We start from the raw sequence: 13,767 nt of genomic DNA on the forward strand, positions 1-13,767 counted from the left end.
GCGGGGGCTCGGGAGAACGGGGTTCAGACCGAGAACGAGAAAAAGCCCGGACCTTAAGGTTCTGGGTTTGGGGGGGGAGGGGGGGGACAACCGTGTTCCCCCCCCCGTCACCCCGTAGCCCCGTAGATCTTTCAGACTTCGAGTCAGACTTCGAGAGAGAAACACAGACTCATGGCGAACTACACCGCCGCTGACGTCAAGAAGCTCCGTGAGCTCACCGGCGCCGGCATGATGGACTGCAAGAAGGCGCTGGACGAGGCCGACGGCAACGTCGACAAGGCCGTCGAGGCGCTGCGCATCAAGGGCCAGAAGGGCGTCGCCAAGCGCGAGGGCCGTTCCGCCGAGAACGGTGCGGTCGTCTCCCTCATCGCCGAGGACAACACCTCCGGTGTCATCCTTGAGCTGAAGTGCGAGACGGACTTCGTCGCCAAGGGCGAGAAGTTCCAGGCCACCGCCGCCGCGCTGGCCGCGCACGTCGCCGCGACCTCCCCGGCCGACCTGGAGGCGCTGCTCGCCTCCGAGATCGAGGCCGGCAAGACCGTCCAGGCGTACGTCGACGAGGCCAACGCCAACCTCGGCGAGAAGATCGTCCTGGACCGCTTCGCGCAGTACGGCGACGGCTTCGTCTTCGCGTACATGCACCGCACCATGCCCGACCTGCCGCCGCAGATCGGTGTCCTGGTCGAGCTGGACAAGGCCGACGCCGACGTCGCCAAGGGCATCGCGCAGCACATCGCCGCGTTCGCCCCGAAGTGGCTGTCCCGCGAAGACGTCCCGGCCGAGGTCGTCGAGACCGAGCGTCGTGTCGCCGAGGAGACCACGCGCGCCGAGGGCAAGCCCGAGGCCGCGCTGCCGAAGATCGTCGAGGGTCGTGTCAACGGCTTCTTCAAGGACGCCACGCTCCTTGGCCAGCCGTACGCGCTCGACAACAAGAAGTCCGTCCAGAAGGTTCTGGACGAGGCCGGTGTCACCCTGAAGCGCTTCTCGCGCATCAAGGTCGGCATCTGAGTCCGTTCAGCGATCGACGGATGACCCCGCTAGGGTCTGAGGCAGTCGTCGGCCGCGCTCGCGACGGACGACCGCAGATCTGACGAGGAGGCCATTGCCGCTCAGGGACACAGCACCCACCGGCAATGGCCTTCTTCGTATGTGTACGAGGAGATCCCCATGAATCAGGGCGCGGACGCCGCCACCCAGGCTGACCACAAGCGCGACGACGGCAAGGTGACCGGACGCTTCATGCTGAAGCTCTCCGGTGAGGCGTTCGCCGGCGGAGGGGGTCTCGGCGTGGACCCCGACGTCGTGCACGCCATCGCCCGCGAGATCGCCAATGTCGTGCGGGACGGGGCGCAGATCGCCGTCGTCATCGGCGGCGGCAACTTCTTCCGCGGAGCCGAGCTCCAGCAGCGCGGCATGGACCGGGCCCGCTCCGACTACATGGGCATGCTCGGCACGGTGATGAACTGCCTCGCTCTCCAGGACTTCCTGGAGAAGGAGGGCATCGACTCCCGGGTCCAGACCGCCATCACGATGGGCCAGGTCGCGGAGCCGTACATCCCGCTGCGCGCCGTGCGCCACCTGGAGAAGGGACGCGTCGTCATCTTCGGCGCGGGCATGGGCATGCCGTACTTCTCCACCGACACCACGGCAGCCCAGCGCGCCCTGGAGATCGACGCCGAGGCCATGCTGATGGGCAAGAACGGGGTGGACGGGGTCTACGACTCCGACCCCCGCGTCAACCCGGACGCCGTGAAGTTCGACGCGCTGGAGTACGGCGAGGTCATCACCCGCGACCTGAAGGTGGCGGACATGACGGCCATCACCCTCTGCCGCGACAACAACCTCCCCATCCTGGTCTTCGAACTGCTCACCGCGGGCAACATCGCGCGCGCGGTCAAGGGTGAGAAGATCGGCACGCTCGTGAGCGACCAGGGCACCCGGGCCTGACCGGGGGATGGACAATCCCCTGACGGTCGGACACCGTGCAGGGGAAGACGCGGGTTACGCAGGGCCGTTGAGCACCCCACGGAGCACTCCCGGCCCACTCAAGACATGCAGGAGCAAGTGGTGATCGAAGAAATCCTCCTCGAAGCCGAGGAGAAGATGGAGAAGGCCGTCCTGGTCGCCAAGGAGGACTTCGCCGCGATTCGCACCGGCCGTGCGCACCCGGCGATGTTCAACAAGATCGTGGCCGACTACTACGGTGCGCTGACGCCGATCAACCAGCTGGCCTCGTTCTCGGTGCCCGAGCCGCGCATGGCCGTGGTGACCCCGTTCGACAAGAGCGCGCTGCGCAACATCGAGCAGGCGATCCGCGACTCGGACCTCGGCGTCAACCCGAGCAATGACGGCTCCATCATCCGGGTGACGTTCCCGGAGCTGACGGAGGAGCGCCGCCGGGACTACATCAAGGTCGCCCGGACCAAGGCCGAGGACTCCAAGGTGTCGATCCGCTCCGTGCGCCGCAAGGCCAAGGACGCCCTCGACAAGCTCGTCAAGGACAAGGAGTCCGGCGAGGACGAGGTCCGCCGTGCGGAGAAGGAGCTCGACGACACCACCGCGAAGTACGTCTCGCAGGTGGACGAGCTGCTCAAGCACAAGGAAGCAGAGCTGCTCGAGGTCTGATGAACGACTCTTCCTGGGGGGCTCCGCCGCGACCCGAGCACTGGGGGCCACCCGACCAGGGGCCTTCCCAGGAGGTGCCTTCGGCGGGCGCTGCCTACGATGCGTATGACGCCCCGTCCCGGATGCACCGATCGCCCGTAGTGCCAGACGCGGGCAGAGACGCCGTAGACCGCGAACAACGTGACCGGGGGGCCGCTCGGGTGAGCGGTCCCCTGTTCCGCGAAGAGACGCCGCAGGAGCCCATGCCCAGCTCGGTACCACCTTCGACTCCGCAGCAGCCGCAGCGGCCCGCGCAGCCGGAGAAGAAGCGGGCGGGGCGCGACCTGCGGTCCGCGATAGGGGTCGGCGTCGGGCTCGGCGCGGTGATCCTGGCGTCGCTGTTCGTCGTCAAGGCCGTCTTCGTCGGGGTGATCGCGGTGGCGGTCGTCGTCGGCCTGTGGGAGCTCACCTCCCGGCTCGACGAGCGCAAGGACATCAAGGTGCCGCTGGTGCCGCTCGCGGTGGGCGGCGCGGCGATGGTCGTCGCCGGCTACGCGCGCGGTGCCGAAGGCGCCTGGGTCGCGATGGCGCTCACGTCGCTCGCGGTGCTGGTGTGGCGGATGACGGAGAAGCCCGAGGGCTACCTCAGGGACGTCACCGCGGGTGTCTTCGCGGCGTTCTACGTGCCGTTCCTGGCCACGTTCGTCGCGATGATGCTGACCGCCGACGACGGGCCGTGGCGGGTCTTCGTCTTCCTGCTGCTGACCGTGGTCAGCGACACCGGCGCGTACGCGATCGGCTGGCGCTTCGGCAAGCACAAGCTGGCGCCGCGCATCAGCCCCGGCAAGACCCGTGAGGGCCTGCTCGGCGCGGTGACGTTCGCGATGGCGGCGGGCGCGGTGTGCATGCAGTTCCTCATCGACGACGGCCAGTGGTGGCAGGGCCTGCTGCTCGGCCTCGCGGTCGCGGCGAGCGCCACGCTCGGCGACCTCGGCGAGTCGATGATCAAGCGGGACCTCGGCATCAAGGACATGGGCACGCTGCTGCCCGGCCACGGCGGCATCATGGACCGCCTGGACTCCCTGCTGCCGACGGCGCCGGTGGTGTGGCTGCTGCTGGTGATCTTCGTCGGCGGGAGCTGACCGGCCCCGGTACTCTGGAAGGGCGCGCCGTTCTCGCGGTGCGCCCTTTCGGCCCCGCGCACGCGGGGGTGAACCTGTGAGGTCTCCCGGCTTGGGCATCGTCCCGCCGCTTGCTCCGCGTCGGCGGAGGTAGCCCGGCCTCGCCGTACTGAGGAGATTCCACTCATGGCCCGCCCTGTTCCGGGAGAACTCACCTTCGTCGCACCTCGCGGAGCGAAGCGGCCGCCGCGGCACCTCGCCGACCTCTCGCCCGCCGAGCGGAAGGAGGCTGTCGCCGCGATCGGCGAGAAGCCGTTCCGCGCCAAGCAGCTCTCGCAGCACTACTTCGCGCGGTACGCGCACGACCCGGCCCAGTGGACGGACATCCCGGCGGCCGCGCGCACCCGGCTCCAGGAGGAGCTGCTGCCGGACCTGATGTCGGTGGTGCGGCACATCTCGTGCGACGACGACACCACCCGCAAGACGCTGTGGCGGCTGCACGACGGGACGCTCGTGGAGTCGGTCCTGATGCGCTACCCCGACCGGGTGACCATGTGCATCTCCTCGCAGGCCGGCTGCGGTATGAACTGCCCGTTCTGCGCGACCGGCCAGGCGGGCCTGGACCGTAACCTGTCGACCGCCGAGATCGTGCACCAGATCGTCGACGGTATGCGCGCGCTGCGCGACGGCGAGGTCCCCGGCGGCCCGGCCCGCCTGTCGAACATCGTCTTCATGGGCATGGGCGAGCCGCTCGCCAACTACAAGCGGGTCGTCGGCTCCATCCGCCGCCTCACCGACCCCGAGCCCGACGGCCTGGGCCTGTCCCAGCGCGGCATCACCGTCTCCACCGTCGGCCTGGTCCCGGCCATGCACCGCTTCGCCGACGAGGGCTTCAAGTGCCGCCTCGCCGTGTCGCTGCACGCGCCGGACGACGAACTGCGCGACACCCTGGTCCCGGTCAACACGCGCTGGAAGGTCCGCGAGGTCCTGGACGCGGCGTGGGAGTACGCGGAGAAGTCCGGCCGCCGCATCTCGATCGAGTACGCACTGATCCGCGACATCAACGACCAGGCCTGGCGCGGTGACCTGCTCGGCCGCCTCCTCAAGGGCAAGCGCGTCCACGTCAACCTGATCCCGCTGAACCCGACGCCGGGCTCGAAGTGGACCGCCTCGCGCCCCGAGGACGAGAAGGCGTTCGTCGAGGCCATCGCGGCCCACGGGGTGCCGGTGACCGTTCGGGACACCCGTGGCCAGGAGATCGACGGAGCGTGCGGACAGCTCGCCGCGTCCGAGAGGTAGTCTGGGCTCGAAATTTACATATTCCGACAGGGGAGCGCCACAGCGCTGAGAGTGCGACACCGTAAGGTCGCAGACCCTCTGAACCTTGCCCAGGTCATTCTGGGTAGGAAGTTCGGTCATCACTCAAGCTGTTGCGCCCTGCTCGCCGCCGCCCGGTGAGCAGGGCCGCGTCTCTTCCTGGTCCCACCAGGAGGATCCAGAACCATGCGCAGTACGAAGAAGTTGGCGGCCGGCGCGCTCGCCGCCGCCCTCGGGGTCAGTACGCTCGCCGCGTGCGGCGGCAAGGACGACGGCGCCGGCAAGTCCGACGGCGGCACCAGGTCCAAGACCGTCACACTGGTCAGCCACGACTCGTTCGCCGCCTCCGACGCGGTGCTCAAGGAGTTCACCGCGCAGACCGGCTACACGGTCAAGGTCCTCAAGAGCGGCGACGCGGGCGCGGCGCTCAACCAGGAGATCCTCACCAAGGGATCCCCGCGCGGCGACGTGTTCTTCGGCGTCGACAACACCCTGCTCTCGCGGGCCCTCGACAACGGGATCTTCACCCCGTACGAGGCGAAGGGCCTCGCCGCCGTCCCCGCGGCCGTCCAGCTCGACAAGGGCGAGCACCGGGTCACGCCGATCGACACCGGCGACATCTGCGTCAACTACGACAAGAAGTACTTCGCGGACAAGAAGCTCAGCCCGCCGGGCTCCTTCGCCGACCTGATCAAGCCCGAGTACAAGAACCTGCTGGTCACCGAGAACGCGGCGACCTCCTCGCCGGGCCTGGGCTTCCTGCTCGGCAGCGCCGCCCAGTACGGCGACGAAGGCTGGCGGGACTACTGGAAGAAGCTCAAGGACAACGGCGTCAAGGTCGTCGACGGCTGGGAGCAGGCCTACAACCAGGACTTCTCCGGCTCCGCCGGCGGCAAGAAGGCCAAGGGCGACCGCCCGCTGGTCGTCTCCTACGCCTCCAGCCCGCCCGTCGAGGTCCTGTACGCCAAGCCGCAGCCCACCGAGGCCCCCACCGGCGTCGCCACCGGCACCTGCTTCCGCCAGACCGAGTTCGCGGGGCTCCTCAAGGGCGCCAAGAACGAGGCGGGCGGCAAGGCGCTCCTCGACTTCCTGATCTCCAGGAAGTTCCAGGAGGACATGCCGCTCAACATGTTCGTGAACCCCGTGGTCAAGGACGCCAAGCTGCCCGAGCTGTTCACCAAGTTCGGCGCCACGGTCACCGAAACGCACGACGTCGCTCCGGAGAAGATCTCCAAGAACCGTGAGCAGTGGGTCAAGTCGTGGTCCTCGCTCGTGCTGAAGTAAGCCGCACGCCCCGCGCGAAGAGGGCGCGCGCGAACGCGGTGCGGCTCGGCCTGATGGCTCTGCCGCTCGCGTTCTTCGCGCTCTTCTTCGCCTGGCCCGTGGCCGCGATCGTCGGCCGCGGGCTGCGCGTCGACGGCGTCTGGCACCTCGGCCGGATCGGCGAGGTGATCACCGACCCGGACATCGGGCACGTCCTGTGGTTCACCACCTGGCAGGCGCTCGCCTCCACCGCGCTCACCCTGCTGATCGCGCTCCCCGGCGCGTACGTCTTCGCGCGCTTCGACTTCCCCGGACGGCAGCTGCTGCGGGCCGTGGTCACGGTCCCCTTCGTGCTGCCCACGGTCGTCGTCGGCACCGCGTTCCTGGCGCTGCTCGGCCGGGGCGGGCTGCTGGACGAGCTGTGGGGCGTACGGCTCGACACCACGGTGTGGGCGATCCTGCTCGCGCACGTCTTCTTCAACTACGCGGTCGTCGTACGGACCGTCGGCGGCCTGTGGGCCCAGCTCGACCCGCGCCAGGAGGAAGCCGCCCGGGTCCTCGGCGCCTCCCGGTTCGCGGCGTGGCGCACGGTCACCCTGCCCGCGCTCGGGCCCGCCGTGGCCGCCGCCGCCCTGATGGTCTTCCTCTTCACCTTCACCTCCTTCGGCGTCGTCCAGATCCTCGGCGGCCCCACCTTCTCCACGCTCGAAGTGGAGATCTACCGCCAGACCGCCCAGCTCCTCGACCTGCCCACCGCGGCCGTCCTGACCATCGTCCAGTTCGCCGCGGTCGGCGCGGTCCTCGCCGTGCACGCCTGGACGGTACGGCGGCGCGAGAGCGCCCTGAAACTCGTCGACCCCGCGCACACGGCCCGGCGCCCGCGCGGCGCGGGACAGTGGACGCTGCTCGCGGCGGTGCTCGCCGTGGTGGCCGTACTGATCGTGCTGCCGCTGGGCGTGCTGGTCGCCCGCTCCCTGGACACCCCCGACGGCTACGGCTTCGGCTACTTCCGCTCCCTCCAGTCCGCCGGGGCGGGCGGCACCTTCCTGGTGCCGCCACTGGAGGCGGTGTGGAACTCCGTGCAGTACGCACTGGCCGCGACCGGCATCGCGGTAGCCGTCGGCGGACTGGCGGCGGCGGCCCTGACCCGGCGCGGAGGACGCCTGGTCAGGGGCTTCGACGCGCTCCTGATGCTGCCGCTGGGGGTGTCGGCGGTGACGGTCGGCTTCGGCTTCCTGATCACCCTGGACCGGCCGCCGCTGGACCTGCGCACCTCCTGGATCCTGGTGCCGCTGGCCCAGGCGCTGGTGGGTGTGCCGTTCGTCGTACGGACCATGCTTCCCGTACTGCGCGCGGTCGACGGGCGGCTGCGCGAGGCGGCCGCCGTGCTCGGCGCCTCGCCGCTCAGGGTCTGGCGGGAGGTGGACCTGCCGCTGGTGCGGCGGGCGCTGCTGATCGCGGCGGGGTTCGCGTTCGCGGTCTCGCTCGGGGAGTTCGGCGCGACCGTGTTCATCGCGCGCCCCGACCGCCCCACCCTGCCGGTCGCGGTGGCGCGCCTGCTCGGCCGGGCCGGGGACCTCAACTACGGGCAGGCGATGGCGCTCAGCACGATCCTGATGGTGGTGTGCGCGGCATCCCTGCTGCTTCTCGAACGCGTTCGTACGGACCGGACCGGAGAATTCTGATGCTGAAGCTCGACGGGGTGACGGTCCGGTTCGGCGAGCGGGCCGCGCTCGACGCGGTCGACCTGGAGGTCGCCGAGCACGAGACGGTGTGTGTGCTCGGGCCCAGCGGCAGCGGCAAGTCCACGCTGCTGCGGGTGGTGGCCGGGCTCCAGCCGGCCGACGCGGGGCGGGTGCTGCTCGCGGGCGCGGACCAGACGAGCGTGCCCGTGCACCGGCGGGGCGTGGGCCTGATGTTCCAGGACCACCAGCTGTTCCCGCAGCGGGACGTCGCCGGGAACGTGTCCTTCGGCCTGCGCATGCGCGGCGTACCGCGCGCCCAACAGGCCGCCAGGGTCGAGGAGTTGCTGGAGCTCGTGGGGCTGCCGGGGGCGGGGCGGCGGGCGGTCGGGGCGCTCTCCGGCGGCGAGCAGCAGCGCGTCGCGCTCGCCCGCGCGCTCGCGCCCTCGCCGCGGCTGCTGATGCTGGACGAGCCGCTGGGCCAGCTGGACCGTACGCTGCGGGAGCGGCTGGTGGTCGAACTGCGCTCCCTGTTCGGCCGGTTGGGCATGACCGTGCTCGCCGTCACGCACGACCAGAGCGAGGCGTTCGCGCTCGCCGACCGGGTCGTGGTGATGCGGGACGGCCGCATCGCCCAGACCGGCACGCCGCTCGACGTCTGGCAGCGGCCGGCCTCGGAGTTCGTGGCGCGCTTCCTCGGCTTCGAGAACGTGGTCGCGGCGAAGGTGTCGGGGGCGGTGGCGTCGACGGAGTGGGGGAAGGTGCCGGTGCCGGGGGGCTCGCCGCAGGGGTCCGTACGTCTTCTGGTCCGCCCGGCGGGGGTTCGGCTGCTTCCGGCCGACGAGGGTCTGGAGTGTGAGGTCCTGGCGCGCACGTTCCGGGGCAACCACGTCGCTCTGCGGCTGCGCCCGCGCTCTGGGCCGCTGTTGGAGGCGGAGTGTGGGGTGCGGGATGTGGTGGGGGTGGGGGAGTTGGTGGGGGTGGGGTTTGTGGGGGCGGAGGTTGTGGTTCTGGGGGATTGACCCCCTCCCCGCCCGTTACCTGAACCCTCCGGGGGTGGGTGGGGGTGGAGGCTCGTTCCCGGGGGCTACGCCCCCGGACCCCGTTGCGGGGCCTGCGGCCCCTGCACCCCGCTTCGGGGCTCCGCCCCGGGCGTTCGTTCGTCTGCGGGTTCGGTGGGGGCTGGTCGCGCAGTTCCCCGCGCCCCTTAAGGCAAAACGGGGCGCGGGCACCTTCAGCCTCTCCGGCGTTTGCGGAGCGGGGTCCGGGGCGGAGCCCCGAAGCGCGGGCGGGGGTGCAGCCCAGGTGATCCACCCACCCTTGCGCCGGGGTCCGGGGCGAGCCCCGAAAGCGGGGGCGCAGCTCAGGTAACCCACCCACCCCGGTGCCGGGGTCCGGGGCGGAGCCCCGAAGTGGGGTGCAGGGGCCGCAGGCCCCGCCGGGGGTCTGGGGCGTAGCCCCCAGGAAAGAACCTTCCCCACCCTCACCCCCGGAGGGTCTCGGGAAGGGGCGGGGTGGGGAAGACCTCCCGCTCCGCCTCACCCTCCGGCTCCGCCCCGAACCAAGCGACCCCCACCGCCCCCGCCACCGCCAGGACGAAGCCCAGTGCCGCCATCCACGCGAAGCCCGCCCGGGACGCGTCGCCCAGCCAGAGGACGCCGATCGCGCCCGGCAGGACCGTTTCCCCGACCACCAGCGCCGCCGTCGCCCCGTTGACCGAGCCGATCTGGAGCGCCACCGTGTGCAGGTACATCCCGCCGACCCCCGCCACCAGGATCGCGTAGAGCGCGGGGTCCGAGAGCAGGCGGCCCAGGTCGAAGGGGTCGACGCCGTTCAGGACGCGGACCCCGACCCCCAGCGCGCCGAAGCCCAGGCCCGACAGCAGGCCCGCCAGGATCGCGGCGCGGGCGCCGAGCAGGCGTACCGCCACCGCGCCGCCCGCCATCAGCAGCACCGACACCGCCAGCAGCCACCAGTGCGTGGCGAGGGACGTGTGGCCGCTGCCCTCTGCGCCCGCCGCCGTGGCCAACAGCACCAGGGCCGAGCAGACCACCGTGATGGAGCCCCACTCGGCGCGGCTCAGCCGGATGCCGAGGAGCTTGACGCTCAGCACCGCCGTGATCACCAGGTTGGCACTGATCACCGTCTGGGAGAGGAAGAGGGGGAGGAGGCGGGCGGCCAGGGCGCCCAGGCCGAAGCCGACGAAGTCCAGCACCGTACCCACCATGAATTCCCAGGTCATCGCCGCCTTCGCGGTGGACGACAGGCTCGGGCCGCCGTGCTGGGTACGGGCCGTCGCGGCAGCCTCGCGGCGCGCGGACTTCCGGGATCCGACGGCTTGCAGGACCGAGCCCGTGCCGTAACAGATCGAGGCCGCGATCGCGGTGAGTAGGCCGATCAGCACCAAAAGCTCCGTTCCAGGGGATCAACAGGAGCACGATTCCGCTCCTCAGCAGCAGACGTGCGCGGACCGCCCCGCGTTGCCTGGTGTGATCTATGCGTCGCCGCTCAAGCCGACAGGCGTGCCAGCTCCGCCGCGGCCTCGTCCACCGAGTCCACCAGCGCGATCCGCGCCGCCATCGGGCGGCCCTCAGCGAGTGCCTGGAGCAGCGGCCACGTGGGCAGCCGCTCCGTCCAGTGCGCCCGGTCGACCAGCACCATCGGTGTCGGCTCGCCCCGCGACCCGTAGTAGTTGGGGGTCGCGTTGTCGAAGATCTCCTGTACGGTCCCGGCCGCGCCCGGCAGGAACACCACGCCCGCGTTGGAGCGGGCCAGCAGGCCGTCCTCGCGGGTGGCGTTGGCGAAGTACTTGGCGATGTGGCCGGCGAACGCGTTCGGCGGCTCGTGGCCGTAGAACCAGGTGGGGATGCCGACCGACACCCCGCCCCCGGGGTGGCGCCCGCGTACCTCGAAGGCCGCCCGCGCCCAGTCCGAGACGGACGGCGCGAACGACGGCGCCTTGGCGAGCAGTTCCAGCGCCTCGCCGAGCACGGCGTCCGAGAACGGCGCCGTATAGGCACCCAGGTTCGCCGCCTCCATCGCGCCAGGGCCGCCGCCCGTGGCGACGGTGAACCCGGCCCGGCTCAGGGAGCGGCCGAGCCGGGCAGCCCCGGCGTACGCCTCGCTGCCCCGGCCCATCGCGTGCCCGCCCATCACGCCCACGACCCGCTCCCCGGCCAGGAACTCGTCGAGCGCGTCCGAGACCGAGTCGTCGTGGATGGAGCGGAGCATCGACGCGAAGACGTCGCCGTCCGACTTGGCGCGCTGGAACCAGGCGTACGAGCGGGCGTCGGGCGTGTGCTCGTAGCCGCCGTCGAGGTCCTCGAACAGCTCGTCGGGGGTGTAGAGCAGACCCCGGTACGGGTCGAAGGGCAGATCGGGCACGGGCGGGAAGACCAGTGCCCCGTCGGCGCGCACCTTGGTGGTGGCGTCCGGCTCCATCCGGCAGCCGAGGAAGACGGCGCCCGCGGAGTCGGTGGACAGGAGCGCGAACGTACGGTCCGTCAGATCGAGGGACTGCAGGCGGTATCCGGCAAGCGTGCCGTCCGCCACGACCTCGTCGAACTCGGCGACGGACTCGATCTCCCGGTCCCGGGCGCTCGGAACCCGCTGAAAGTCTTCACTGGCCATCCGGCCACGATAGCCCGTACGGGTGGGGGTCCCCCCTGCTCCTCAAGAGCTTGGGGGAGGGCCGGCCCGGCCGGGTCCCGGCCGGGGCTCAGCCCGTCAGGGGCAGCGCAGCGAGCTCGGCGATTCCCCACGTCACCGGGCCGAACAGGGCCAGGACCGCCGCCGCGCGCAGGGCGGCCGAGGCGCGGAGCAGCTTGACCGGGGTGCCCAGGCGCAGCAGCGCCGCCGTCGTCTCGCCGCGGGCGTGCTTGGACTCCAGGGCCGCCGTCAGCAGCGTCGCCACCGTGCACCCCGTCACCAGCGCCGCGCCCAGGCCCGTGAGCGGGCCGAAGGGGTGCGGGCCCGCCTCGTCGCCGTACAGCGTGTCGGCCGCGATCGTGGCCGAGGCCACCGCGCACACCACACCGAGCGGATGTCCGATACGGCGGGCCTCCTCCATCAGGACGCGCCCCGCCAGCAGCCGGGCCGCCCCCGGGCGCGCGGTCTGGAGCAGCCGGCCGCACAGATGGGTCAGGGCCGGGCCCGCCACCGCGAGGCCCAGCGCGGTGAGGATCCAGCCGGCAAGCACCCCGGCGGGGCTGCTGTCGGGGTGGCCCGGCATGGGGATCGCGGAGCCCGGGGTGCCCCGGCTCGCGAACGTCTCGACCGCCAGGCCCGCCGTGATCAGGGAGATCCCCCAGGGCAGGCCCGCCGGGACGGAGGCCGGGGGCCGCTTCGCGCCGCGCGGGCGGGGCCGGGGCGGCTCCTTGCGGGGGCGCAGGGCGAGTCCGGCCGCCGCCGACGCGGTGAGCGGCAGTACGCAGAGCAGGGTGAGGGCCGCGGCCAGTGGCAGCGGCTGGTCGGCGGCGAGCAGCCCGGACGCGGCGCCGTCGAAGGGCAGCCCGGTGATGTCGCCGCGCAGATGGAGGTAGACGAGCAGGGCGACCGTGGAGCCGAGCGTGCAGGCCACCGCCGTCGACGCCGCCGCGATCGCGGTGAGCCGCCCGGGGCCCAGGCCCACCGCGGAGAGCCCGGGGCGCGGGCGGGTGCTCGGGTCCGTACGGGCCACGGCGACCGCGAAGTGGACGGTCGCGGCGAGCGGCACCGCGCACCACAGCAGCCGCAGCACCGAACCGCCGGGGTGCGCCACCGCGTGGCCCAGGGTGCACAGGAGCAGGAAGCCGACCCCCGCCGAGGCCGCGGCCACCAGGAGGCGGCGCAGCAGGACCAGCGGGTGGGTGCCGCGGGCTAGACGGAGAGTGAGCACGTGGCGCGGCCCTCCGCGTCGAGAGCGCCGCCCTGCTCGACGGAGTTGACCCGGCGGCCGTCGAGCAGCCACACCGTGCGGTCGGCGAGCGCCGCGACCTCCGCGTCATGGGTGGCCAGGACCGTGGTGATGGCGTGCGAGCGGGCCGCGGCCGTCAGGGTGCGCAGCACCTGGGCGCGGTCGGCGCGGTGCAGGGTCGCGGTCGGCTCGTCCGCGAAGAGCACCGCGGGGGAGGTGACCAGGGCGCGGGCGATCGCCACGCGCTGGCGCTGCGCGGTCAGCAGGGCGTGCGGGCGGCGGCGCGCGCAGGCGCCGATGTCGAGCCGCTCCAGCCACTCCAGGGCGGCCTTCTTGGCGGTGCGGTGCGAGATGCCGCGCAGCAGCAGGGGCAGCGCCGCGTTCTCCCAGGCGTTGAGCTCGGGCACCAGGGTCGGCTCCGGGTCGATCCAGCCGAACCGGTCCCGGCGCAGCCGCTCGCGCGAGAGCGCTCCCATGGTGTGGACGGGGGCGCTGTTGAACCACACCTCGCCCTGGTCGGGCACGAGCTGGCCGGACAGACAGCGCAGCAGGGTCGTCTTGCCGCTGCCGCGCGGGCCCCCGACGGCCAGGATCTCTCCCTCGCGGATCCCGAGGGAGACCCCGGTCAGGGCGGGCGAGCCGCCGTGGGAGTGATGCAGGGAACGTCCCCAGAGCACATCGTTGTCCGGCGGAGCCACCATGGCGTACACCTCGGTTCAGATCAGATTTCCTGTTCCCCCGTACGGGGGAACGAAGGCAGGGCCGATCGGTCACTGGGCACCGTAGGGACTCGTACGCGCCGGTCCTGACAGCACGCGGCCCGGGGGGGGGCGACCCCCCTCCCATGGTGCCCCCCACCACATGTTTTCCTCCCGCCCCCCACGCA

General features: G+C 71.8%; 12 protein-coding genes. 8 read left to right on the forward strand and 4 right to left on the reverse strand.

What is annotated here, in order from left to right:
* Positions 1 to 171: 171 nt before the first annotated feature.
* From tsf to ACZ499_RS18325, 8 genes are all read left to right on the forward strand, one after another.
* On the forward strand, positions 172 to 1,008 hold the full coding sequence (gene tsf, locus ACZ499_RS18290; RefSeq protein ID WP_385827900.1) for a translation elongation factor Ts: 837 nt from the start codon (positions 172 to 174) through the stop codon (positions 1,006 to 1,008).
* A gap of 159 nt (positions 1,009 to 1,167) precedes the next feature.
* Positions 1,168 to 1,947: a UMP kinase gene (pyrH, locus tag ACZ499_RS18295; RefSeq protein ID WP_358836273.1), complete on the forward strand. Its 780-nt coding sequence runs from the start codon at positions 1,168 to 1,170 to the stop codon at positions 1,945 to 1,947.
* Positions 1,948 to 2,067: 120 nt separating this feature from the next.
* Positions 2,068 to 2,625 carry a ribosome recycling factor gene (frr, locus tag ACZ499_RS18300; protein ID WP_385549200.1) on the forward strand — a complete coding sequence of 186 codons (558 nt, stop codon included), beginning with the start codon at positions 2,068 to 2,070 and terminating at the stop codon, positions 2,623 to 2,625.
* The gene (locus ACZ499_RS18305; RefSeq protein WP_468676107.1) at positions 2,625 to 3,746 is read left to right on the forward strand and encodes a phosphatidate cytidylyltransferase; all 1,122 of its coding nucleotides are present in this window, start codon (positions 2,625 to 2,627) and stop codon (positions 3,744 to 3,746) included. Before frr ends, ACZ499_RS18305 begins: the two co-directional genes overlap by 1 nt.
* A 165-nt stretch (positions 3,747 to 3,911) precedes the next feature.
* Complete coding sequence (rlmN, locus tag ACZ499_RS18310; protein ID WP_385549206.1) at positions 3,912 to 5,024, forward strand: dual-specificity RNA methyltransferase RlmN; 1,113 nt, start codon at positions 3,912 to 3,914, stop codon at positions 5,022 to 5,024.
* Positions 5,025 to 5,228: 204 nt separating this feature from the next.
* Positions 5,229 to 6,326 (forward strand): thiamine ABC transporter substrate-binding protein, encoded by a 1,098-nt coding sequence (locus ACZ499_RS18315; protein WP_468676110.1) that lies wholly within the window; start codon positions 5,229 to 5,231, stop codon positions 6,324 to 6,326.
* A 53-nt stretch (positions 6,327 to 6,379) separates the two neighbouring features.
* Entirely contained in the window at positions 6,380 to 7,990 is a 1,611-nt protein-coding gene (locus tag ACZ499_RS18320; protein ID WP_468676111.1) for an ABC transporter permease, read from the forward strand.
* Entirely contained in the window at positions 7,990 to 9,009 is a 1,020-nt protein-coding gene (locus ACZ499_RS18325; RefSeq protein WP_468676113.1) for an ABC transporter ATP-binding protein, read from the forward strand. Before ACZ499_RS18320 ends, ACZ499_RS18325 begins: the two co-directional genes overlap by 1 nt.
* A 461-nt stretch (positions 9,010 to 9,470) precedes the next feature.
* On the opposite strand, the gene ACZ499_RS18330 is transcribed toward ACZ499_RS18325, so the two are convergent.
* The 4 genes from ACZ499_RS18330 to ACZ499_RS18345 all read right to left on the reverse strand — a co-directional run bounded on the left by ACZ499_RS18330 (position 9,471) and on the right by ACZ499_RS18345 (position 13,582).
* Entirely contained in the window at positions 9,471 to 10,391 is a 921-nt protein-coding gene (locus ACZ499_RS18330; protein ID WP_468676114.1) for a hypothetical protein, read from the reverse strand.
* Between the two features lie 104 nt (positions 10,392 to 10,495).
* Positions 10,496 to 11,617 (reverse strand): LOG family protein, encoded by a 1,122-nt coding sequence (locus tag ACZ499_RS18335; protein WP_468676116.1) that lies wholly within the window; start codon positions 11,615 to 11,617, stop codon positions 10,496 to 10,498.
* Between the two features lie 88 nt (positions 11,618 to 11,705).
* Entirely contained in the window at positions 11,706 to 12,863 is a 1,158-nt protein-coding gene (locus ACZ499_RS18340; protein ID WP_468676117.1) for a hypothetical protein, read from the reverse strand.
* Complete coding sequence (locus tag ACZ499_RS18345) at positions 12,845 to 13,582, reverse strand: ABC transporter ATP-binding protein (RefSeq protein WP_468676118.1); 738 nt, start codon at positions 13,580 to 13,582, stop codon at positions 12,845 to 12,847. Before ACZ499_RS18345 ends, ACZ499_RS18340 begins: the two co-directional genes overlap by 19 nt.
* Positions 13,583 to 13,767 lie beyond the last annotated feature (185 nt).

It is taken from the genome of Streptomyces sp. NPDC031265 (assembly GCF_055570295.1).